Origin of the sequence: Staphylococcus sp. HMSC067F07, assembly GCF_001837405.1 — a bacterium.
Taxonomy (GTDB): domain Bacteria; phylum Bacillota; class Bacilli; order Staphylococcales; family Staphylococcaceae; genus Staphylococcus; species Staphylococcus capitis.
The window spans coordinates 102,647-123,225 of sequence record NZ_KV832234.1 but is presented as its reverse complement, the minus strand read 5'-3'; the positions used below and the strand labels follow the sequence as shown (position 1 = coordinate 123,225).

Genomic DNA, 20,579 nt, shown 5'->3' with positions numbered 1-20,579 from the left:
TATTAAAATTTAACTTTCTCTGCTAAGAATGTTTCTAATTCTGAAATTGGCATACGTACTTGTTCCATTGAATCTCTGTCACGTACAGTTACTTGATTATCTTCTAATGAATCAAAGTCGAATGTAATACAATATGGTGTACCGATTTCGTCTTGTCTACGGTAACGTTTACCAATTGATTGTGATTCGTCGAAATCAATAGAGAAGCTTTGACTTAATTGTTCAAAGATTTTAATCGCTTCGCTTGATAATTTTTTACTTAAAGGTAATACCGCAGCTTTATATGGTGCTAAGGCAGGGTGGAAATGCATTACAGTACGTGCATCTTTACTTCCTTCAACACCTTCTTCTTCATATGCGTCACATAAGAATGCTAACGTTACACGATCAGCACCTAATGAAGGTTCGATACAATACGGAACATATTTTTCATTTGTTTCTGGATCGTGATATTTAAAGTCTTCACCAGAGTGTTCGCTATGCTTTTGTAAATCGAAGTCTGTACGGCTTGCGATACCCCATAATTCGCCCCAACCAAATGGGAATTTGTATTCAATATCAGTTGTAGCGTTAGAGTAGTGAGATAACTCATCTGCATCATGGTCTCTTAAACGCATATTTTCTTCATTAATATTTAAATCTTTTAACCATTGACTTGCAAATGTTTTCCAGAAGTTTTGCCATTCAATTTCTTCACCAGGTTTGCAGAAGAATTCTAACTCCATTTGTTCAAATTCTCTAGTTCTGAAAATGAAGTTACCAGGTGTAATCTCGTTACGGAAAGATTTACCGATTTGACCAATACCGAACGGTAATTTTTTACGCATTGAACGTTGTACATTTTTATAGTTAACGAAAATACCTTGAGCTGTTTCAGGACGTAAGAACAATTCGTTAGTGGAATCTTCAGTTACACCTTGGAAAGTTTTAAACATTAAATTAAATTGACGAATATCAGTCCAATTTGCAGTGCCACTTACAGGACATACAATACCTTCATCATCAATAATTTGTTTCATTTCATCAAAGCTTAATCCATCAGCGATGAAGTTTTCATCACCTTTTTCTTTTTGCATGTAATCTTCAATTAATTTATCCGCACGATAACGAATTTTACTATCTTTATTATCGATCATAGGGTCATTAAAGTTGCCTAAGTGACCTGAAGCTTCCCAAGTTTTTGGATTCATTAAAATAGCTGCATCGATACCCACATTATATGGAGATTGTGTGATGAACTTTTGCCACCAAGCTTTTTTAATATTATTTTTAAGTTCAACGCCTAATGGTCCGTAATCCCATGTATTTGATAAACCACCGTAAATGTCACTACCAGGGAAGACGAACCCTCTATGTTTTGCTAATTGAACAATTGTTTCCATATCTTTTGCCATAAATTAACTCTCCTTAGACATAAAAAACGCCCCAAGACAATATATACATATTAGTAATGTATTATTATCTTGGGACGAGTTTTAAAAAGTATTTTTAATCATATGTATTGTTATAATACAATATGGTTACTTACAATTTTTAACCCGCGGTTCCACCCAAATTAGTGCAGACACTCGCTTTTATTTCATTAATAAGTCATTCGCCAATATAAGTTGTTAAGCTCGCACCATCCTTAACTCGCTTTAACTTTATTCTAATTGAAAGAATTTTTAATAGCAAGTATTTATATGTATTTGTAGCAATTTATAATAAAAGTTATAATAGAAAGTATTCAAGAGGGGTGAAGACCTATAGAACTTAGTAAAAGACAGGAACTAATAATTGAGATTGTCAAATCCAAAGGACCGATCACAGGTGAGCATATCGCTGAAAAATTAAATTTAACAAGAGCTACGTTAAGACCGGACTTAGCTATACTTACTATGTCTGGTTTTATAGAAGCGAGACCTAGAGTAGGTTATTACTATTCAGGTAAATCGAAAAATAAAATTATTAATGAACAATTGAGACAATATGTGGTTAAAGATTATATGTCTCAACCAGTTGTCATTAAGGAAGAAATGTCAGTTTATGATGCAATATGTACTATATTTTTAGAAGATGCAGGGACATTATTTATCACTAATAATGACAATGACTTTGTAGGCGTATGTTCTAGAAAAGATTTATTAAGAGCATCTATGATTGGTGAGGATATACATACAATGCCTATCAGTGTAAATATGACTAGAATGCCACATGTGACATATTTAGAAGAGGAAGAACTTGTAATATACGCTGCCAATCAAATGATAGATAACGAGATTGACTCACTACCAATTGTAAGGAAGAAAGACAATAAAAAATACGAGGTAATTGGTCGAATCTCTAAAACAACTATAACTAAATTATTCGTATCATTATTCAAAGAATAGGTGGTAAATACATGGACATTATAAAGATAATTGTAGCCTCAGATTCAATTGGTGAAACTGCAGAGTTAGTTGCAAGAGCAGGAGTATCTCAATTTAACCCTAAACAATGTAAACATGAATTTCTTCGATATCCATATATTGAATCATTTGAACATGTAGATGAAGTTATTCAAGTTGCTAGAGATACCAATGCAATTATTGTATACACTTTGGTTAAACCAGAAATTAAAAAATATATGCTTGCAAAAGTCGAAGAATTTTCATTAAAATCTGTCGATATTATGGGACCTCTAATGGATTTATTATCGGATTCAATTGATGAAACACCATATTATGAACCAGGAATAGTTCACAGGCTAGACGATGCGTATTTTAAAAAAATTGATGCAATTGAATTTGCTGTGAAGTATGATGACGGAAAAGATCCAAAAGGATTACCAAAAGCCGACATCGTTCTGTTAGGTATTTCTAGAACTTCTAAAACGCCATTATCTCAGTATTTAGCACATAAAAGTTATAAAGTGATGAATATACCTATAGTTCCTGAAGTAACTCCGCCTGATGCATTATTTGATATTGATACCTCTAAATGTATTGCTTTAAAAATAAGTGAAGAGAAACTAAATCGCATACGTAAGGAAAGATTAAAACAATTAGGTTTAGGAGATAAGGCTAGGTATGCCACAGAGGCACGTATTCAAGAAGAATTGAATTATTTTGATGAATTAGTTAATAAAGTAGGTTGTCCGGTCATAGATGTTACTGACAAAGCTATTGAAGAAACAGCGAATGACATCATACATTTAATTGAAGAAAGTAAATCGAAATGATTTCATTTTCCGTAGAAAAAAGATATAATTATACGACTAATATTTGATAGGTGATTCCATTTGCGTATAGATCAATCGGTCATTAATGAAATTAAAGATAAAACAGATATATTAGATTTAGTAAGCGAATATGTAAAATTAGAAAAAAGAGGACGCAATTATATCGGCTTGTGTCCTTTTCATGATGAAAAGACACCTTCGTTCACAGTATCTGAAGATAAACAAATTTGTCACTGTTTTGGTTGTAAAAAGGGTGGCAATGTCTTTCAATTTACACAGGAGATTAAAGATATACCTTTCGTAGAAGCTGTTAAAGAACTTGGCGAACGTGTAGATATTAAAGTTGATGTGGGGCAAACTCAATATAATCAACAATCTCAAATGGCCTCAGACGATTTAAAAATGATAGAAATGCATGAGTTAATTCAAGATTACTATCATTATGCCTTGATGAAAACTGTTGAGGGTGAAGAGGCTTTAAACTACTTGCGTCAGCGTGGTTTTACTGACGAACTCATCAAGCAGAGACAAATTGGATATGCGCCAGATAGCTCTCATTTTTGTCATGATTTTCTAGAGAAGAAAGGATATGACATAGAATTAGCTTACGAAGCGGGTCTATTGTCTCGAAATGAAGAAAATTTTAGTTACTATGATAGATTTAGAAACCGAATCATGTTTCCTTTGAAGAATGCTCAAGGTAGAATAGTTGGATATTCTGGAAGAACATATACGAACCAAGAACCTAAATATTTGAATAGCCCTGAAACACCCATCTTTCAAAAACGTAGACTCTTATATAATTTAGATAAAGCACGTAAATCGATCCGCCAAAACGACGAAATTGTATTATTAGAAGGATTTATGGATGTTATTAAATCAGATTACGCTGGTTTAAAACAGGTTGTAGCGAGTATGGGTACACAGTTGTCCCAAGAACATATGACGTTTCTAAAAAAATTAACAAATAACATTACATTAATGTTTGATGGAGATTACGCTGGTAGAGAGGCTACTTTAAAAACGGGTCAAGCTTTATTACAACAAGGTCTAAATGTATATGCGATTCAATTACCATCCGGTATGGATCCTGATGAATACATTGGCAAATATGGAAATGAGGCTTTTTTAAACTTTGTTGCTAAGGATAAAAAGGCATTTGTGCTGTTTAAAGTGGAGTCACATCAAGATGAAATTAATAATAATGATTTAGCTTATGAAAGACATTTTAGAGAAGCAACTCATGACATCGCTCAAGTTCAATCAACAATTTTACGTAATAAGTTAATACAAGATGTTGCTAATATATTCAATATGAGCCCAGAAATGATCTATCATGAAGTTGGTTCTAAAAATATGCCACAAGTGGCACCAGCAGAATATGGATATTCTCCGCAATCTGGTTCACAATTGTTTAATAATTTAACTAAACATGAAAAAGCTGAAAGAGCTCTATTGAAGCATTTTATGAAAGATAAGGATACCTTTATAAATTATTATCAAAAAATTAGTGATGAAGACTTTACAAATAAATATTTTAAGAGTATATTTAATATTTTGCATGACTATTTTTCAGAACATGATAATTATAGTATCAGTGATGTTATGCAATACATTGATTCCAATGAGCTTAGAGAGGCATTTATTGAACTTGAACAATATACCCTCAATGATGAACCTTACGAGAATGAAATAGAGGACTACATACTAATTATTAATAATAATGATGATGAGTCAATTGAATCATTAAATCATAAACTAAGGGAAGCATCGCGCATTGGAGATGTTGAATTACAAAAGTATTACTTACAACTTATTGTCGATAAAAACAAAAATAGAATGTAATTTTAAGCTAAATCTATTAATTAAAATTTAGTAGTTCAGACTTTTACAATTAATGATTAGATTTGAACTAATGGTTACTAGAGAGGTTGAACGGGTAGAAAATTATTGTCACAACTTTAATAGTAAACTTAGATTAAAATAATAATATAACTACACATTATTGAAAGTGTTTAAATGACTTAATTGAAAGTGATAAATTTAAAATTTACAATATACAAATCATATTTAATTGATATAATATATAGTTATTGAGAGATTATCAGTATTTATCAAAATCGGGAGGCCTTTTCATGTCTGATAACCAAGTGAAAATTAAAAAGCAAACAATTGATCCGACTTTAACATTAGAAGATGTTAAAAAACAATTAATTGACAAGGGTAAAAAAGAAGGTCATTTAAGTCATGAAGAAATTGCTGAGAAGCTTCAGAATTTCGAAATGGATTCTGACCAGATGGATGATTTCTTCGATCAACTAAATGATAATGATATAACGCTTGTTAATGAAAAAGATAGTTCAGATACAGATGAGAAATTAAATCCAAATGATTTAAGTGCCCCTCCTGGTGTCAAAATTAACGACCCAGTTCGTATGTATCTTAAAGAGATTGGTAGAGTTAACTTATTAAGCGCTCAAGAAGAAATAGAGTTAGCTAAAAAAATTGAACAAGGCGATGAAGTAGCAAAATCTCGTCTAGCTGAAGCCAACTTACGTCTTGTTGTTAGTATTGCTAAAAGATATGTAGGAAGAGGTATGTTATTCCTTGATTTAATTCAAGAGGGTAACATGGGCTTGATTAAAGCTGTAGAAAAATTTGACTTTAGTAAAGGGTTTAAATTTTCAACATATGCGACTTGGTGGATTAGACAAGCAATCACTAGAGCTATTGCTGACCAAGCACGTACTATCCGTATTCCTGTGCATATGGTTGAAACAATTAATAAATTAATACGTGTTCAACGCCAACTTTTACAAGACTTAGGCCGAGATCCTGCACCAGAAGAAATTGGTGAAGAAATGGATTTACCACCTGAAAAAGTACGTGAAATCTTGAAAATTGCTCAAGAGCCTGTATCTCTTGAAACGCCAATTGGTGAAGAAGATGACAGTCATTTAGGTGACTTCATTGAAGACCAAGAAGCTCAAAGCCCATCAGACCATGCAGCTTACGAATTGTTAAAAGAACAACTTGAAGATGTTCTTGACACATTAACTGATAGAGAAGAAAATGTATTACGTTTAAGATTTGGTTTAGATGATGGACGTACAAGAACACTTGAAGAAGTAGGTAAAGTATTTGGCGTAACACGTGAACGTATACGTCAAATCGAAGCTAAAGCTTTAAGAAAATTAAGACATCCTAGTCGTAGTAAGAGACTTAAAGATTTCATGGATTAAAATAATAATGTTGGGGAAGTAGCTATGAATTAATGCATATTAATTTTACCTCGCCCAATTGAATCATCACACTTGAGAGGGTGGGATAATGAATTCAACTTTTAATATACTGAATTCAATCCCGCTCTTTTTTAATACATATGAGGAGTTTAAAAATGATTAATTTAAACCAAAGATTATTGCGTGTGTGTTCATTTTTAAAAGAAGGAACGCTAGCTGATATTGGTTCGGACCACGCATATCTACCTATTTATGCCATCCAAAATAAGATATGTAACAGTGCAATTGCTGGAGAAGTCATCAAAGGACCGTACAAAGCTGCGCTAAATAATGTAGCTGAAAATAACTTAGGTGATTCGATTGAAGTTCGCTTAGGAGACGGTTTAGCAGTTATCAATCATGATGATGAAATTGATAATATAACGATTTGTGGCATGGGAGGACCTCTCATTGCTAAAATTTTAAAAGAAGGTCAAGAAAAATTAGCACATCACTCAAGACTTATTTTACAGAGCAACATCCAAACACAAGTTTTAAGAAATGTATTAACTTCACTGAATTATGAAGTTATAAACGAGGTTATCCTTGAAGAAAAAGGGCATATTTATGAAATTGTAGTTGCTGAATTTAACCAATCTATAATGCCACTTTCTACAAAAGAAGAAAAATTTGGCCCGTATTTATTAGAGGAAAAAAATGAACATTTCTACAAGAAATGGAATAGAGAACTTGAAGCACTTTATCACATTAAGTCACAATTGAATTCATCAACGCATCATGAGAGACTAAAAGAAATTGACAGTGAAATAAATCTCATACAAGAGGTGTTAGATAATGAAATTGAGTAAACTCATGTCCATTTTAGATTATCATGTCCCATTTTCCACTGCAGAATCATGGGATAATGTCGGATTATTAATCGGTGATGAGAATCAACAAGTAAATGGTATATTAACCGCTTTAGATTGTACTGAAGAGGTTGTCAATCAAGCGATAGATAAAAATATCAATACAATCATTGCACATCATCCACTCATCTTTAAAGGTATAAAAAATATTGTTCAAACTGGTTATGGCAAAATTATACGCAAATTGATTCAAAATGATATTAATCTTATCGCAATGCATACAAATTTAGATGTAAATCCTAGTGGCGTCAATAAAATGTTGGCAGATACACTTGATTTAAATAACGTTAACCAGATTAACCAACGTTACACGACATATTATAAGGTTCAAACTTTTATTCCTAAAGAAAATGTTGAAAACTTTAAAGACCAATTAAACCAACTCGGCTTAGCTAAAGAAGGGAATTACGAATATTGTTTCTTTGAAAGTGCTGGAAAGGGACAGTTCAAACCTGTTGGAGAAGCTAACCCTTACCTTGGTCAACTTGATAGTATAGAATATGTAGATGAGATTAAACTTGAATTTATGATTTCTGAAAATGAAAAGCAAATTACAGAACAAGCAATTATAAACTATCATCCTTATGAAACACCTGTATATGATTTTATTAAACTACAAAAACAAAGCGAATTTGGATTAGGTATTATAGGTGAACTTCCTCATACTATGACTTTAGATGAGTTTTCTAGTTACGCTAAAGAGAAATTAAATATTAATAGTTTAAGATATACTGGTAATTCTGACGCGGTGATTAATAAAGTTGCAATGATCGGTGGTTCAGGTATAGGTTTCGAGTATGAAGCTCACAGTAATGGTGCAGATGTATTTGTTACTGGAGATATCAAACATCACGATGCATTAGACGCTAAAATACAAGGAGTCAATCTACTTGATATCAATCACTATAGCGAATATGTAATGAAGCAAGGGTTAAAATTGTTACTAGAAGATTGGTTATTTGAGTATAAAGATATGTTCCCTATCGAAGCCTCAAATATTGATACTGATCCTTTTACTTATAAATAACAAATTGCTTATTAGACTTTAAAGGAGGCCATAACATGGCAAAACATCCATTTGAGCATTTTAATTTAGACGAAAGTTTAATTAAAGCGGTTCAAGATCTTAATTTTGAAAAACCTACAGAAATACAAAATAGAATTATCCCAAGAATATTAAAAGGCACTAACTTAATAGGTCAATCACAAACTGGTACAGGAAAGACGCATTCTTTCTTATTACCTTTAATACAAATGATTGATGTTGGTCTTCAAGAACCCCAAGCCATTGTAGTTGCACCAACACGAGAGCTTGCTCAACAATTATTCCAAGCAGCGAGTCACCTTTGCAAATTTAAACAAGAAGTGAACGTTAAATTGTTTATAGGTGGTACAGATATTGAAAAAGACAAACAACGCTGTAATAGACAACCTCAATTAATTATTGGTACACCTACACGTATTAATGACCTTGCTCAAGGCGGACATCTTCATGCACACCTTGCCAGCAATTTAATTGTTGATGAGGCTGACTTAATGATTGATTTAGGATTAATTGAGGATGTAGATTATATAGCAGCTAGATTAAATGATGAAGCGCACATTGCTGTATTTAGTGCAACGATTCCTAAATCATTGCAACCATTTTTAAATAAATATTTAAGCCAACCTGAATTCGTTGAGGTTGATCATAAGTCTCAAAATAAAAAGAACATTGAATTTTATTTAATACCTACAAAAGGGACTGCTAAAGTAGATAAAACGCTAAATCTAATAGATATTTTGAATCCATATCTTTGTATTATTTTCTGTAATAGTAGAGAAAATGCAAACGAACTTGCAGATTCTCTAAATAAAGAAGGTATCAAAGTAGGTATGATTCACGGTGGTTTGACACCTAGAGAACGTAAACAACAAATGAAACGTATTAGAAACTTAGACTTCCAATACGTTATTGCAAGTGATCTCGCTTCGAGAGGTATCGATATTGAAGGGGTAAGTCACGTCATAAATTTCGACGTACCTAATGATATTGATTTCTTTACACATCGTGTAGGTCGTACAGGAAGGGGTAATTATAAAGGAGTAGCAATTACTCTTTATAGCCCTGATGAAGAGCACAATATTTCATTAATCGAAGATAAAGGCTATCACTTTGAAAATGTGGACATTAAAAATGGAGAACTTAAACCGATTAAAGCACACGATACAAGACGCACTAGACAACGAAAAGATGATCACTTAACAAATGAAGTTAAGCATAAAGTTCGAAGTAAATCGAAAAGAAAAGTTAAACCAGGATATAAGAAAAAGTTTAAGCAAGAAGTAGAAAAAATGAAACGCCAAGAAAGAAAGATTTATAGTAAGAGACAAAATAAACAAAAACGTAAAAACAATAAAGGATAGGTGAATGACATGCTATTAGGTTCTCATGTTTCAATGAGTGGTAAGAAGATGTTACAAGGCTCTGCAGAAGAAGCCCATAAATTTGGAGAATCTACGTTTATGATATACACAGGAGCTCCACAGAATACGAGAAGAAAAAGCATCGAAGATTTAAATATAGAAAAAGGACATGAGGCCATGAAAGAATATGGTTTATCTAATATCATTGTTCATGCACCCTATATTATCAACATCGCAAATACGACTAAACCTGAAGTATTCAACTTAGGTGTCGATTTTTTACAAAACGAAATTGAACGCACGCAAGCAATCGGCGCGAAAGATATTGTTCTTCATCCTGGTTCTCATGTTGGAGCTGGTGCCGACGTAGGTATTAAAAAGATTATTGAAGGACTTAATGAAGTATTAACTCATGACAATGATGTACGAATTGCCCTTGAAACGATGGCTGGTAAGGGTTCAGAAGTAGGCCGTTCGTTCGAGGAAATCGCTCAAATTATTGATGGCGTTACACATAATGATCGTTTATCAATTTGTTTTGACACATGTCATACCCATGACGCTGGTTATAATGTCAAAGAAGACTTCGATGGTGTGTTAAATGAATTTGATAAAGTTATTGGTGTAGACCGTATTAAAGTTGTACATGTGAATGATAGTAAAAATGAAATCGGTGCACATAAAGACCGTCATGAAAATATAGGATTTGGTCATATTGGATTCGATGCGCTAAATTATGTTGTCCACCATGACGCATTTAAAGATATACCTAAAATTTTAGAAACACCATATGTAGGTGAGGATAAGAAAAATAAAAAACCACCGTATAAATTCGAAATTGAAATGTTAAAGGCACAAAAATTTGATTCAGATCTTAAGAATAAAATTTTAAATCAATAAATCGTTTTTTACCTTTTAGGTAAAAATAAATAGGGCGAGACAAAATCATCTATTAATTGGAATGATTTTTGTCTCGTTTCTTTTATTTAGTCGTAAACATTACTATTTACATAACTTTCACGAAGTTGTATAGTATTATGCGAGGTGAAAACATGACAACGCCAGTTTTCGAATTACGAAATATAAATTACTATTTTGATAATAAACATGTACTTGAAAATATTAATATTAAAATCAACAAAGGTGAGTTTCTAGCCATCGTTGGTCCTAATGGAGCGGGAAAATCCACCTTATTAAAAGTGATACTTGGACTATTACCTTTACAAAAAGGCGAGATTTTTGTTGAAGGAAAAATGTATAAAGGAAATAAAACTTCATTAAAAATTAGTTATGTTTCTCAAAAAGCAACAGCTTTTAATGCGGGGTTCCCAGCAAGTGTGAAAGAGGTTGTTCTGAGCGGACTAACAAAGACTAAAAGACTGTTTCAAAGATTTAATAAAGAAGATAATAAGAAAGTTGAACAAGTGCTAAAAAAATTAAATATTGCACATTTAATTAACAAAAACATTGCAGAGTTATCAGGTGGCCAACAACAGCGTGTTTTAATTGCTAGAGCATTAATATCTAATCCAAGTGTATTAGTTTTAGACGAACCGACAAATGGCATTGATGCCAAACATGTTAGTGAGTTTTATGCTACATTAGATACGCTAAAAAAAGAGGGTATTACTATTATTTTAGTAACGCATGATATCGGAGTTGTAGCTGATACTGCTACTGAAGTTGCTTGCTTAAACAAACATCTTCATTTCCATGGTACAACTGAAGATTTTAAATCTTTAGATGAAGTTGAAATTTCAAAAATATATGGTCATCCAATACAATTTGTTGATCATCAACACAATCGTGATTGTTGTAATGAAAATATTGAAACTGGATAAAAATATAATATTTATTGAGGAGTGTAACTTGTGATTGATGCGTTATTAAATTTTGATTTTATGAGATATTCTCTTATTAGCGGTATTTTAATTGGCTTTATCGCACCTTTAATTGGCGCTTTTATTGTTGTTAGAAGACTATCTCTTATTGCTGACGCTTTAAGCCATGTCACTTTAGGCGGTATATCCTTTGGTATGTTTTTACTTACAATATTACCTACACTTTCATTTGTTAATCCCATGTGGTTTGGAATACTTTTTGCTGTTATAGGTGCACTTTTAATTGAAAAGCTAAGAACATCTTTTTCAAATTATCAAGAAATAGCAATACCTATTATTATGAGTGCCGGCATCGCACTGAGTGCCATCTTTATTTCATTAGCAGATGGATTTAATCAAGAAATTGTCGGATTACTTTTTGGATCAATTAGCGCTGTTAATTTAAGTGATTTAAATACCATTATCATAATCGCAATTATAGTTGTATTTTTTATAATATTATTTTATAAAGAATTATTTATCTTATCTTTCGATGAAGAATATAGTAAAGTCATTGGTATTCCAAAATGGATACAATTCTTATTTATTATTATTGTTGCAATGGTTATCTCTGCTTCAATGAGAGTTGTAGGAATTCTGCTAGTTAGTGCATTGATTACTTTGCCTATAGCAATCTCAATGAGAATAACTAAAGGTTTTAAACAGCTCATAGCACTAAGTGTTGCGCTAGGTGAGTTATCCGTAATAATGGGATTAGTACTTGCATTTTATATGAACATTTCACCTGGTGGTGTTATTGTAGTATTATTAGTAATCATGCTTATAATCACGATGGCTTACCAAAAGTTAAAAGTTAAGTTTAAAAAGGGAGCAATTTCAAATGAATACAAATGATGCTATTAAAATTTTAAAAGATAATGGATTAAAATATACAGATAAACGTAAAGACATGTTAGATATATTCGTTGAAGAGGATAAGTATCTTAACGCTAAGCACATTCAACAAAAAATGGATAAAGATTATCCAGGTATATCTTTTGATACTGTATACCGTAATCTTCATCTTTTTAAAGATTTGGGTATTATAGAGAGTACTGAGTTAGAAGGTGAAATGAAGTTTAGAATAGCTTGCACAAACCACCACCATCATCATTTTATTTGTGAAAATTGTGGAGATACTAAAGTTATAGACTTTTGTCCAATTGAACAAATAAAGCAATATTTACCTAATGTGACAATTCATACCCACAAATTAGAAGTGTATGGTGTATGTGAATCATGTCAAAAAAATGCTTAAATATAGAATGAATTATGATTTAAATATCACAGCAACCTTAGAGGGGTTGCTTTTTTATTTTCAAAAACTTGATTGTTAAAACATAGGCCAATGGTCTGAAAAATTAGTTTCTAAGAATTTTCATGTTTAAATGGCTTTAAACTGAGATATACTAATGATGTAACAAAATAATTAGTAGCTATATATAATAATTACTATGTAAGCATATTCATTGTTGCTATTAAAGCTACTTGTTATGATAATTGTACAGACAATTAAGGAGGATGATTATTTATGGCTTTTGAATTACCAAAATTACCTTATGCATATGATGCATTAGAACCACACATTGATAAACAAACTATGGAAATTCACCACGACAAACACCATAACACATATGTAACTAAATTAAACTCAGCAGTTGAAGGAACAGATTTAGAAGCTAAATCAATCGAAGAAATTGTTGCTAATTTAGATAGCGTACCTTCAGATATTCAAACTGCAGTACGTAATAATGGTGGCGGTCACTTAAACCACTCATTATTCTGGGAATTATTATCACCAAATTCTGAAGAAAAAGGTGAAGTAGTAGACAAAATTAAAGAACAATGGGGTTCTTTAGATGAATTCAAAAAAGAATTTGCAGATAAAGCTGCTGCACGCTTTGGATCTGGTTGGGCATGGTTAGTAGTAAATAACGGTCAATTAGAAATCGTTACTACTCCAAACCAAGATAACCCATTAACTGAAGGTAAAACTCCAATCTTAGGTTTAGATGTTTGGGAACATGCTTATTACCTTAAATATCAAAATAAACGTCCAGATTATATTAGTGCATTCTGGAACGTTGTTAACTGGGAAAAAGTTGACGAATTATACAAAGCAGCAAAATAATTTTGCACATTTGTTAACGGTCTCATCTAGAGACCGTTATTTTTTTGTCAAAATGATAGAAAAATAATCTAATATAATATATCATTTGTATGAGACACGTTGAATAGAGGTAGGTTGTTTTGCTGAAAAGATTAAAAGAAAAATCAAATGATGAGAGAACCAGAAACACCATGAATAAGAGGATTAATTTCGTATTCGCTTTTATCGTGTTAATCTTCGCAATTTTAGTGTTAAGGTTAGGTTATTTGCAAATAGCACAAGGATCACATTATAAACAATTAATAAAGAATGATGAAAACATAACTGTTAACGAATCAGTGCCCAGGGGCCGCATATTAGATAGAAATGGCAAAGTCCTTGTAGACAATGCTTCAAAAATGGCAATTACATATACTCGAAATCGAAAAACAACTCAACAAGAAATGTTAGATACTGCTAAAAAATTATCTGAACTTATTAAAATGGATACAGATAAAATTACTGAACGAGATAAAAAAGATTTCTGGGTACAAATACATCCTGAGAAAGCAAAACGATTAATGAAGAAAGAACAGTCATTGTTAGAGAGTGGTAATATCACTCAAGAACAATATGATAATCAACAAAGAGACAAAATTGGTAAAAAACAATTAGATGAACTTAGTAAAAATGATTTACAAGTTTTAGCCATTTATCGTGAAATGAACGCAGGATCTACTTTAGATCCACAAACTATAAAAAATGAAGACGTTACAGAAAAAGAATATGCTGCTGTATCCCAGCAACTTTCAAAATTACCTGGGGTAAATACTTCAATGGATTGGGATAGAAAATATCCATATGGAGACTCACTAAGAGGAATTTTTGGTGATGTATCTACTTCAACAGAAGGTATCCCTAAAGAACTAACAGAACAGTATTTATCTAAAGGATATTCAAGAAATGATAGAGTAGGTAAATCATATTTAGAATATCAATATGAAGATGTTCTAAAAGGCACTAAAAAACAAATGAAATATACAACAGATAAATCGGGCAAAGTTATAAACTCAGAGGTCATTAATCCAGGTTCAAGAGGTCATGACTTACAATTAACTATTGATATCGATTTACAGAAGAAAGTTGAATCTTTACTTGAAAAAGAAATTTCAACATTAAGAAGCCAAGGCGCTAAAGATATGGATAATGCACTTATAGTGGTTCAAAATCCTAAGAATGGTGACATATTAGCGATGGCTGGTAAACAAATTAATAAACAAGGTAAGTTAAAAGATTTTGATATTGGTAACTTTACAGCTCAGTATGCAGTAGGCTCCTCAGTTAAAGGCGGAACATTATTAGCTGGCTACCAAAACCATGCAATTAAAGTTGGAGAAACAATGGTTGATGAACCTTTAAAATTCCAAGGAGGTCTTACTAAGCGTTCATACTTTAATAAAAATGGCAGAGTCACAATAAATGATAAAGAAGCCCTAATGCACTCTTCAAACGTATATATGTTTAAAACAGCATTAAAATTAGCTGGAGACCCTTATTTCTCAGGTATGCCACTACCTAATGATATAGCGATAGCTGGACAAAAATTGCGTAAAGGATTAAATCAAGTGGGTCTAGGTGTTAAAACAGGTGTTGATTTACCTAACGAGACTCCTGGACAAATCGAACCATTGACTAATAATCCAGGTAATTACCTAGACTTGTCTATAGGACAATATGACACATATACGCCATTACAACTATCACAATACGTATCAACGATTGCTAATAATGGTTATAGAATTCAACCACATATCGGTCTTGCAATACATGAATCTACAAATAAAGATGATTTAGGTCCATTAAAACGAAAAATTAAAGGAAACGTCTTAAATAAAGTGAACAACTCCGAAAATGAAATTAAAGAAGTACAAGATGGATTTAAAATGGCGTTTAATGAGAAAGACGGTACTGGTTACGCTAGTTTCAAAAATACTGTGGTTCCTTCGGCAGGTAAAACAGGTACAGCAGAGGTATTCCAAAACGGAGAATCTAGAGTTAACTCAACATATATTGGTTATGCCCCTATTAAAGATCCTAAATTATCATTCTCTATTGTTTATACTAACCAGCCTGTACCACCACCTTGGTTAAATGGCGGAGACCTAGGCCGAGATGTTATCAACTATTATTTCAGAGACAGAGACAAAAAAGATGATAAAGATGAATCTCACTCTGACAATAAACAACAAAACGAAAGCACTAATGAAAATAGTAACGCTGATAACAATGATAATTAGATTTGATAATAAATTATTAATAAAATCTTCTTTGCAATTACTTATGTAATTGGTATAATGATAAGGTCGTATTTAGAAAAGGTAAGGAGGAATAATCATGCGCGTAAACGTTACATTAGCTTGTACTGAATGTGGAGATAGAAACTACATCTCAACTAAAAACAAAAGAAACAACCCTGAACGTATTGAAATGAAAAAATACTGTGCACGTGATAATAAACAAACTTTACACCGTGAAACTAAATAATTAGGTTTATCTAAAGTAAACTTAATCTAACTAATCAAGAAACCTCAATTATGAGGTTTCTTTTTTTATAGCTGAGAATACATCTCAACTTAATGACATCATAATTGATTAACGTTATAATATGAGGTGAACAAAGTGGGTGAAAATGTTGAGTAAAAAACATATAAGACGAGCAACAATTGAAAAACTTAAAGGTTTTAATAAAGATAAAAAAAGTATCGCAGATCAATGGTTAGCTAATGAATTATTTAATACACAAGCTTATCAAGATGCTAAATCGATAGGTTTTGTGTTATCAATGCCACATGAGGTCGACACTTATCACTTAATAGAGTCCTCTATAATGAATGATAAGAAAGTCTACGTACCTGAGACAGATTATAAAAATAAACGTATGTCATTCAAACGCTTATTATCTCTTAATGATATTGAAAAAGATGAAAAAGGAATCTATCATGCTGTTTCAAATACTGAACATACTAATGACATGGATTTATTAGTAGTCCCAGGTGTTGCCTTTGAAGAGAATGGCTATCGTATCGGTTACGGTGGCGGTTACTACGATAAATTTTTAACTCAATTTAAAACTCGAACTGTTAGCTTGCTATATGATTTTCAACTTACTACATTTGATAAAGAATCATTCGATCAACCCGTTGATCAACTAATTATATATAACAATAATGTAGTGGAGGAATAAATGATTATCGATAAACTTTATTGGAAAACCTTATACTACTGGATTAGATATTTAAATTATGATTTGTTAAGCAGTGAAAAGGAAAATAATGAAATTTGGCTAGTACATAAAAGAAAAAAATCTGTAGTGGTTTTTAGAAGAGATGTTACTACCTCACAAGAAATCAGATTTGATAAGTCTAAAGTTAAAGAGAATTTTAACCAATTAGAACAAACTATAGGTTTTAAACCAAAGTCATTCAATTTTTATTATTTCACTGATAAAGACTTTCTAGAAGAAAAAAATAATGAGAGTCATCCTATAAAAATTCAATTTCACATTATTAGAAATGTTAAAGATATAAAAGCAATTACCCCACATTTTGTACTTTACAAAATGCTTGTAAACAACGAGGATAAAAAGACTTATTCTCACTATAAAAGAAAAGTTTTAACCAATAATCCTCTTGATAGACACATGCAAAGATTCACACCGGCTACATATGTCTTAATTATCACAAATGTAATCATATGGTTATGTATGATTTTATATCTTAATCGATTCTCAGATGTTAAATTACTAGAAGTAGGTGGGCTTGTACATTTTAATGTTGTTCATGGAGAATGGTATAGGCTTATTTCTTCGATGTTTTTACATTTTAATTTTGAACACATATTAATGAATATGCTTTCCTTATTCATTTTTGGGAAGATTGTTGAATCATTAGTGGGTTCTTGGAGAATGTTAGTTATATATTTTGTGTCAGGATTATTTGGTAATTTTGTATCCTTATCATTTAATACCTCCACAATTTCAGTAGGAGCGAGTGGGGCAATATTTGGATTAATAGGTTCAATTTTCGCAATAATGTACTTAAGTAAGACTTTTGATAGAAAAGTTATTGGCCAATTACTTATAGCCTTACTAATTTTAATATGTTTATCACTTTTCATGTCTAATATTAATATTATGGCTCACTTAGGTGGATTTATTGGTGGCCTTTTAATTACACTTATAGGATATTACTTTAATGTAAATCGTAATTTGTTTTGGATATTATTAATTGTTTTACTATTGATATTTGTTATATTACAAATCAGAATATTTACTATTAAAGAAGACAATATTTATGACAATCTTATTAAAGATCAAATGCTAGGTGGTCACTACGGAGAAGCGAGAAACGTGGTTAACCAAACATTAAATAAAAATTATGCTGATGATGAAACCTATTATTTGAGCGGTTTAATTACAGCAACTGAAGAATCGCAATCTGAGGCTATCGCAGAATGGGAAAGAGGAATAAAAAAATATCCTAATTCTGGTATACTCAATTATGAATTAGCCATCGCAAATCGCTCATTAAGTGATGACAAAAAAGCATTGAAATATGCTAAAAAAGCTGCAAAGAGCGATCCTAGTAATACAAATTATAAAAATTTACAAAAAGAGTTGAGTGAATCAAGTGACTCGAAAGATAAATAACTTTTATGATGTTTTACAGTTACTAAAAAAATATGGTTTCATCATTTACTTTAAAGATCCAGAAGATATGTATGAAATGATGTTACAAGAGGTAAAATCTTTATATAACTTTCAACTATTATCTAAAGATGAATATCTAAAATGTATTTTGATAATTAATCAGAGAAGGAATGAACATAAATGACAAATATTATTTTAGCGGCCGATATTGGCGGAACAACTTGTAAATTGGGAATTTTTGATACTCATCTAGAACAATTACATAAATGGTCAATTCATACAGATACTAGTGATCATACAGGTGAATTATTGCTGAAAAATATTTATGATTCTTTTGTAGAGAAAGTAAAAGAATTTAACTATGATTTTACTAATGTTCAAGGAGTAGGAATTGGGGTGCCCGGACCAGTTAATTTCGAAACTGGAGTAGTGAATGGTGCAGTAAACTTGCATTGGACAGGAAACGTTAATGTTAGAGAAATATTCCAAAAATATGTAGATTGCCCAGTCTATGTTGATAATGATGCAAATGTTGCAGCGTTAGGCGAAAAGCATAAAGGTGCTGGAGAAGGTTCAGATGATGTTGTTGCTATTACATTAGGTACTGGACTAGGCGGCGGTATCATTTCAAATGGAGAAATTGTACATGGTCACAATGGATCAGGAGCTGAAATCGGCCACATGCGTGCAGATTTTGATCAACGTTTTAATTGTAATTGTGGTAAAGCTGGTTGTATAGAAACTGTAGCATCCGCAACTGGGGTAGTTAATTTAGTAAATTTCTATTATCCTAAACTTACTTTTAAATCTTCAATTTTACAATTAATAAAAGATAATAAAGTAACGGCTAAAGCTGTTTTTGATGCTGCTAAAGCTGGTGATCAATTCTGTATTTTTATCACAGAAAAAGTTGCAAATTATATTGGTTATTTATGTAGCATTATAAGTGTTACTAGTAATCCTAAATATATTGTACTAGGTGGTGGCATGTCTACAGCTGGACCAATTCTAATTGAAAATATTAAAACTGAATATCGCAATTTAACATTTACTCCAGCTCAATTTGAAACAGAAATTGTACAAGCACAACTTGGAAATGATGCTGGAATCACAGGTGCCGCAGGATTAATTAAAACATATGTACTAGATAAAGAGGGTGTTAAGTAATGGCAATTGTAGATGTCGTAGTTATTCCAGTAGGAACAGAAGGTCCTAGCGTAAGCAAATATATAGCAGAAATACAAACTAAACTTAATGAATTTAAAGAAGAAGGTAAAATTGATTACCAACTAACACCAATGAACACACTTATCGAAGGTGATCTAAAGGACCTATTCGAAGTCATTCAAGCAATACATGAATTACCTTTCAACAAAGGGTTAGACAGAGTATGTACAAATATTCGAATTGATGATCGTCGCGATAAATCAAGAAAGATGAATGATAAACTCAAATCTGTTCAAAAACATTTAAATAATAGTGGTGAACAATAATGAGAATTTCAAATTTAACTTTAGGTTTAGTGGATACAAACGCATATTTCATTGAAAATGAAGAAAGTGTTATATTAATAGATCCTTCAAGTGAAAGTGATAAAATCATTAAAAAATTAAATCAAATTAATAAGCCATTGAAAGCGATTCTATTAACTCATGCTCACTACGATCACATAGGAGCTTTAGATGACATTATTTCTAAATATGACGTTCCTGTTTATATGCATCAAGAGGAATTTGATTTTTTACAAGATCCAGAAAAAAATGGTGCATCTAAATTTAAACAATATGGTATGCCTCAAGTTATAAGCTATGCTAAACCTTCAAAATTAGAAGAAGGATCAAAAGAGATTGAGGGCTTCAAATTTGACGTATTACACACTCCAGGACATTCTCCAGGTAGTTTAACTTACGTTTTTGATGAATTTGCTGTAGTGGGTGACACTTTATTTAATAATGGCATTGGTAGAACTGATCTTTATAGAGGGGACTACGAAACATTAGTTGATTCTATTAAAGATAAGATATTTGAACTTGAAGGCGATTTACCGTTATTCCCTGGTCACGGTCCATATACTACTGTTGATGATGAACAATTAAACCCTTTTTTAAATGGTTAATTAAATAAAGTAATTATTTCACCTCCTACGT

21 protein-coding genes are annotated in these 20,579 nt (G+C 31.7%); 20 read left to right on the top strand and 1 reads right to left on the bottom strand.

Features of this window, described 5'->3' with window-relative positions; translation table 11 throughout:
* Positions 1-2: 2 nt before the first annotated feature.
* Positions 3-1,394: a glycine--tRNA ligase gene (locus HMPREF2706_RS03870; protein ID WP_002436742.1), complete on the bottom strand. Its 1,392-nt coding sequence runs from the start codon at positions 1,392-1,394 to the stop codon at positions 3-5.
* Positions 1,395-1,745: 351 nt separating this feature from the next.
* On the opposite strand from HMPREF2706_RS03870, the gene HMPREF2706_RS03865 reads away from it, so the two are divergent.
* The 20 genes from HMPREF2706_RS03865 to HMPREF2706_RS03770 all read left to right on the top strand — a co-directional run bounded on the left by HMPREF2706_RS03865 (position 1,746) and on the right by HMPREF2706_RS03770 (position 20,548).
* Positions 1,746-2,369 (top strand): transcriptional regulator CcpN, encoded by a 624-nt coding sequence (locus HMPREF2706_RS03865; protein WP_072093086.1) that lies wholly within the window; start codon positions 1,746-1,748, stop codon positions 2,367-2,369.
* Positions 2,370-2,380: 11 nt separating this feature from the next.
* Positions 2,381-3,199 carry a pyruvate, water dikinase regulatory protein gene (locus tag HMPREF2706_RS03860; RefSeq protein WP_002453349.1) on the top strand — a complete coding sequence of 273 codons (819 nt, stop codon included), beginning with the start codon at positions 2,381-2,383 and terminating at the stop codon, positions 3,197-3,199.
* Between the two features lie 60 nt (positions 3,200-3,259).
* Positions 3,260-5,044: a DNA primase gene (dnaG, locus tag HMPREF2706_RS03855; RefSeq protein ID WP_049427568.1), complete on the top strand. Its 1,785-nt coding sequence runs from the start codon at positions 3,260-3,262 to the stop codon at positions 5,042-5,044.
* A 290-nt stretch (positions 5,045-5,334) separates the two neighbouring features.
* Positions 5,335-6,441 carry an RNA polymerase sigma factor RpoD gene (gene rpoD / locus HMPREF2706_RS03850; protein ID WP_002436727.1) on the top strand — a complete coding sequence of 369 codons (1,107 nt, stop codon included), beginning with the start codon at positions 5,335-5,337 and terminating at the stop codon, positions 6,439-6,441.
* Positions 6,442-6,596: 155 nt separating this feature from the next.
* Complete coding sequence (locus tag HMPREF2706_RS03845) at positions 6,597-7,289, top strand: tRNA (adenine(22)-N(1))-methyltransferase (RefSeq protein WP_049427570.1); 693 nt, start codon at positions 6,597-6,599, stop codon at positions 7,287-7,289.
* On the top strand, positions 7,276-8,376 hold the full coding sequence (locus HMPREF2706_RS03840; protein ID WP_037549250.1) for a Nif3-like dinuclear metal center hexameric protein: 1,101 nt from the start codon (positions 7,276-7,278) through the stop codon (positions 8,374-8,376). The genes HMPREF2706_RS03845 and HMPREF2706_RS03840 overlap by 14 nt, the downstream gene beginning before the upstream one ends.
* A 35-nt stretch (positions 8,377-8,411) precedes the next feature.
* Positions 8,412-9,755 carry a DEAD/DEAH box helicase gene (locus HMPREF2706_RS03835; RefSeq protein ID WP_070862201.1) on the top strand — a complete coding sequence of 448 codons (1,344 nt, stop codon included), beginning with the start codon at positions 8,412-8,414 and terminating at the stop codon, positions 9,753-9,755.
* Positions 9,756-9,764: 9 nt separating this feature from the next.
* The gene (locus HMPREF2706_RS03830) at positions 9,765-10,655 is read left to right on the top strand and encodes a deoxyribonuclease IV (protein ID WP_002433664.1); all 891 of its coding nucleotides are present in this window, start codon (positions 9,765-9,767) and stop codon (positions 10,653-10,655) included.
* Between the two features lie 137 nt (positions 10,656-10,792).
* Positions 10,793-11,596: a metal ABC transporter ATP-binding protein gene (locus HMPREF2706_RS03825; protein WP_087671590.1), complete on the top strand. Its 804-nt coding sequence runs from the start codon at positions 10,793-10,795 to the stop codon at positions 11,594-11,596.
* Between the two features lie 30 nt (positions 11,597-11,626).
* The gene (locus HMPREF2706_RS03820) at positions 11,627-12,490 is read left to right on the top strand and encodes a metal ABC transporter permease (RefSeq protein WP_002453342.1); all 864 of its coding nucleotides are present in this window, start codon (positions 11,627-11,629) and stop codon (positions 12,488-12,490) included.
* The gene (locus tag HMPREF2706_RS03815) at positions 12,477-12,893 is read left to right on the top strand and encodes a Fur family transcriptional regulator (RefSeq protein ID WP_049427584.1); all 417 of its coding nucleotides are present in this window, start codon (positions 12,477-12,479) and stop codon (positions 12,891-12,893) included. Before HMPREF2706_RS03820 ends, HMPREF2706_RS03815 begins: the two co-directional genes overlap by 14 nt.
* Positions 12,894-13,166: 273 nt before the next feature.
* Positions 13,167-13,766: a superoxide dismutase gene (locus HMPREF2706_RS03810; protein ID WP_002433778.1), complete on the top strand. Its 600-nt coding sequence runs from the start codon at positions 13,167-13,169 to the stop codon at positions 13,764-13,766.
* A 119-nt stretch (positions 13,767-13,885) separates the two neighbouring features.
* Positions 13,886-16,021, top strand: coding sequence for a peptidoglycan D,D-transpeptidase FtsI family protein (locus HMPREF2706_RS03805; RefSeq protein WP_070862200.1), 2,136 nt, complete (start codon positions 13,886-13,888; stop codon positions 16,019-16,021).
* 97 nt (positions 16,022-16,118) lie between these two features.
* Complete coding sequence (gene rpmG, locus HMPREF2706_RS03800; RefSeq protein ID WP_002433802.1) at positions 16,119-16,268, top strand: 50S ribosomal protein L33; 150 nt, start codon at positions 16,119-16,121, stop codon at positions 16,266-16,268.
* 148 nt (positions 16,269-16,416) lie between these two features.
* Positions 16,417-16,968, top strand: a complete 552-nt coding sequence (locus HMPREF2706_RS03795) for a 5-formyltetrahydrofolate cyclo-ligase (RefSeq protein WP_030063896.1) — start codon at positions 16,417-16,419, stop codon at positions 16,966-16,968.
* Positions 16,969-18,432, top strand: a complete 1,464-nt coding sequence (locus tag HMPREF2706_RS03790) for a rhomboid family intramembrane serine protease (protein WP_064212364.1) — start codon at positions 16,969-16,971, stop codon at positions 18,430-18,432.
* Positions 18,413-18,616, top strand: a complete 204-nt coding sequence (locus HMPREF2706_RS03785) for a YqgQ family protein (RefSeq protein WP_002433937.1) — start codon at positions 18,413-18,415, stop codon at positions 18,614-18,616. Before HMPREF2706_RS03790 ends, HMPREF2706_RS03785 begins: the two co-directional genes overlap by 20 nt.
* Positions 18,613-19,599, top strand: a complete 987-nt coding sequence (locus HMPREF2706_RS03780; RefSeq protein ID WP_023350198.1) for an ROK family glucokinase — start codon at positions 18,613-18,615, stop codon at positions 19,597-19,599. The genes HMPREF2706_RS03785 and HMPREF2706_RS03780 overlap by 4 nt, the downstream gene beginning before the upstream one ends.
* Complete coding sequence (locus HMPREF2706_RS03775) at positions 19,599-19,925, top strand: MTH1187 family thiamine-binding protein (RefSeq protein WP_002433945.1); 327 nt, start codon at positions 19,599-19,601, stop codon at positions 19,923-19,925. The genes HMPREF2706_RS03780 and HMPREF2706_RS03775 overlap by 1 nt, the downstream gene beginning before the upstream one ends.
* Complete coding sequence (locus HMPREF2706_RS03770) at positions 19,925-20,548, top strand: MBL fold metallo-hydrolase (RefSeq protein WP_023350199.1); 624 nt, start codon at positions 19,925-19,927, stop codon at positions 20,546-20,548. Before HMPREF2706_RS03775 ends, HMPREF2706_RS03770 begins: the two co-directional genes overlap by 1 nt.
* Positions 20,549-20,579: the final 31 nt, after the last annotated feature.

Bases quoted from the DNA above. Each gene is read 5' to 3' on its own strand.
- HMPREF2706_RS03870 (WP_002436742.1), bottom strand. From the start codon at position 1,394: ATGGCAAAAGATATGGAAACAATTGTTCAATTAGCAAAACATAGAGGG.
- HMPREF2706_RS03860 (WP_002453349.1), top strand. From the start codon at position 2,381: ATGGACATTATAAAGATAATTGTAGCCTCAGATTCAATTGGTGAAACT.
- rpoD (WP_002436727.1), top strand. From the start codon at position 5,335: ATGTCTGATAACCAAGTGAAAATTAAAAAGCAAACAATTGATCCGACT.
- HMPREF2706_RS03845 (WP_049427570.1), top strand. From the start codon at position 6,597: ATGATTAATTTAAACCAAAGATTATTGCGTGTGTGTTCATTTTTAAAA.
- HMPREF2706_RS03840 (WP_037549250.1), top strand. From the start codon at position 7,276: ATGAAATTGAGTAAACTCATGTCCATTTTAGATTATCATGTCCCATTT.
- HMPREF2706_RS03835 (WP_070862201.1), top strand. From the start codon at position 8,412: ATGGCAAAACATCCATTTGAGCATTTTAATTTAGACGAAAGTTTAATT.
- HMPREF2706_RS03830 (WP_002433664.1), top strand. From the start codon at position 9,765: ATGCTATTAGGTTCTCATGTTTCAATGAGTGGTAAGAAGATGTTACAA.
- HMPREF2706_RS03825 (WP_087671590.1), top strand. From the start codon at position 10,793: ATGCGAGGTGAAAACATGACAACGCCAGTTTTCGAATTACGAAATATA.
- HMPREF2706_RS03815 (WP_049427584.1), top strand. From the start codon at position 12,477: ATGAATACAAATGATGCTATTAAAATTTTAAAAGATAATGGATTAAAA.
- HMPREF2706_RS03810 (WP_002433778.1), top strand. From the start codon at position 13,167: ATGGCTTTTGAATTACCAAAATTACCTTATGCATATGATGCATTAGAA.
- rpmG (WP_002433802.1), top strand. From the start codon at position 16,119: ATGCGCGTAAACGTTACATTAGCTTGTACTGAATGTGGAGATAGAAAC.
- HMPREF2706_RS03790 (WP_064212364.1), top strand. From the start codon at position 16,969: ATGATTATCGATAAACTTTATTGGAAAACCTTATACTACTGGATTAGA.
- HMPREF2706_RS03780 (WP_023350198.1), top strand. From the start codon at position 18,613: ATGACAAATATTATTTTAGCGGCCGATATTGGCGGAACAACTTGTAAA.
- HMPREF2706_RS03775 (WP_002433945.1), top strand. From the start codon at position 19,599: ATGGCAATTGTAGATGTCGTAGTTATTCCAGTAGGAACAGAAGGTCCT.
- HMPREF2706_RS03770 (WP_023350199.1), top strand. From the start codon at position 19,925: ATGAGAATTTCAAATTTAACTTTAGGTTTAGTGGATACAAACGCATAT.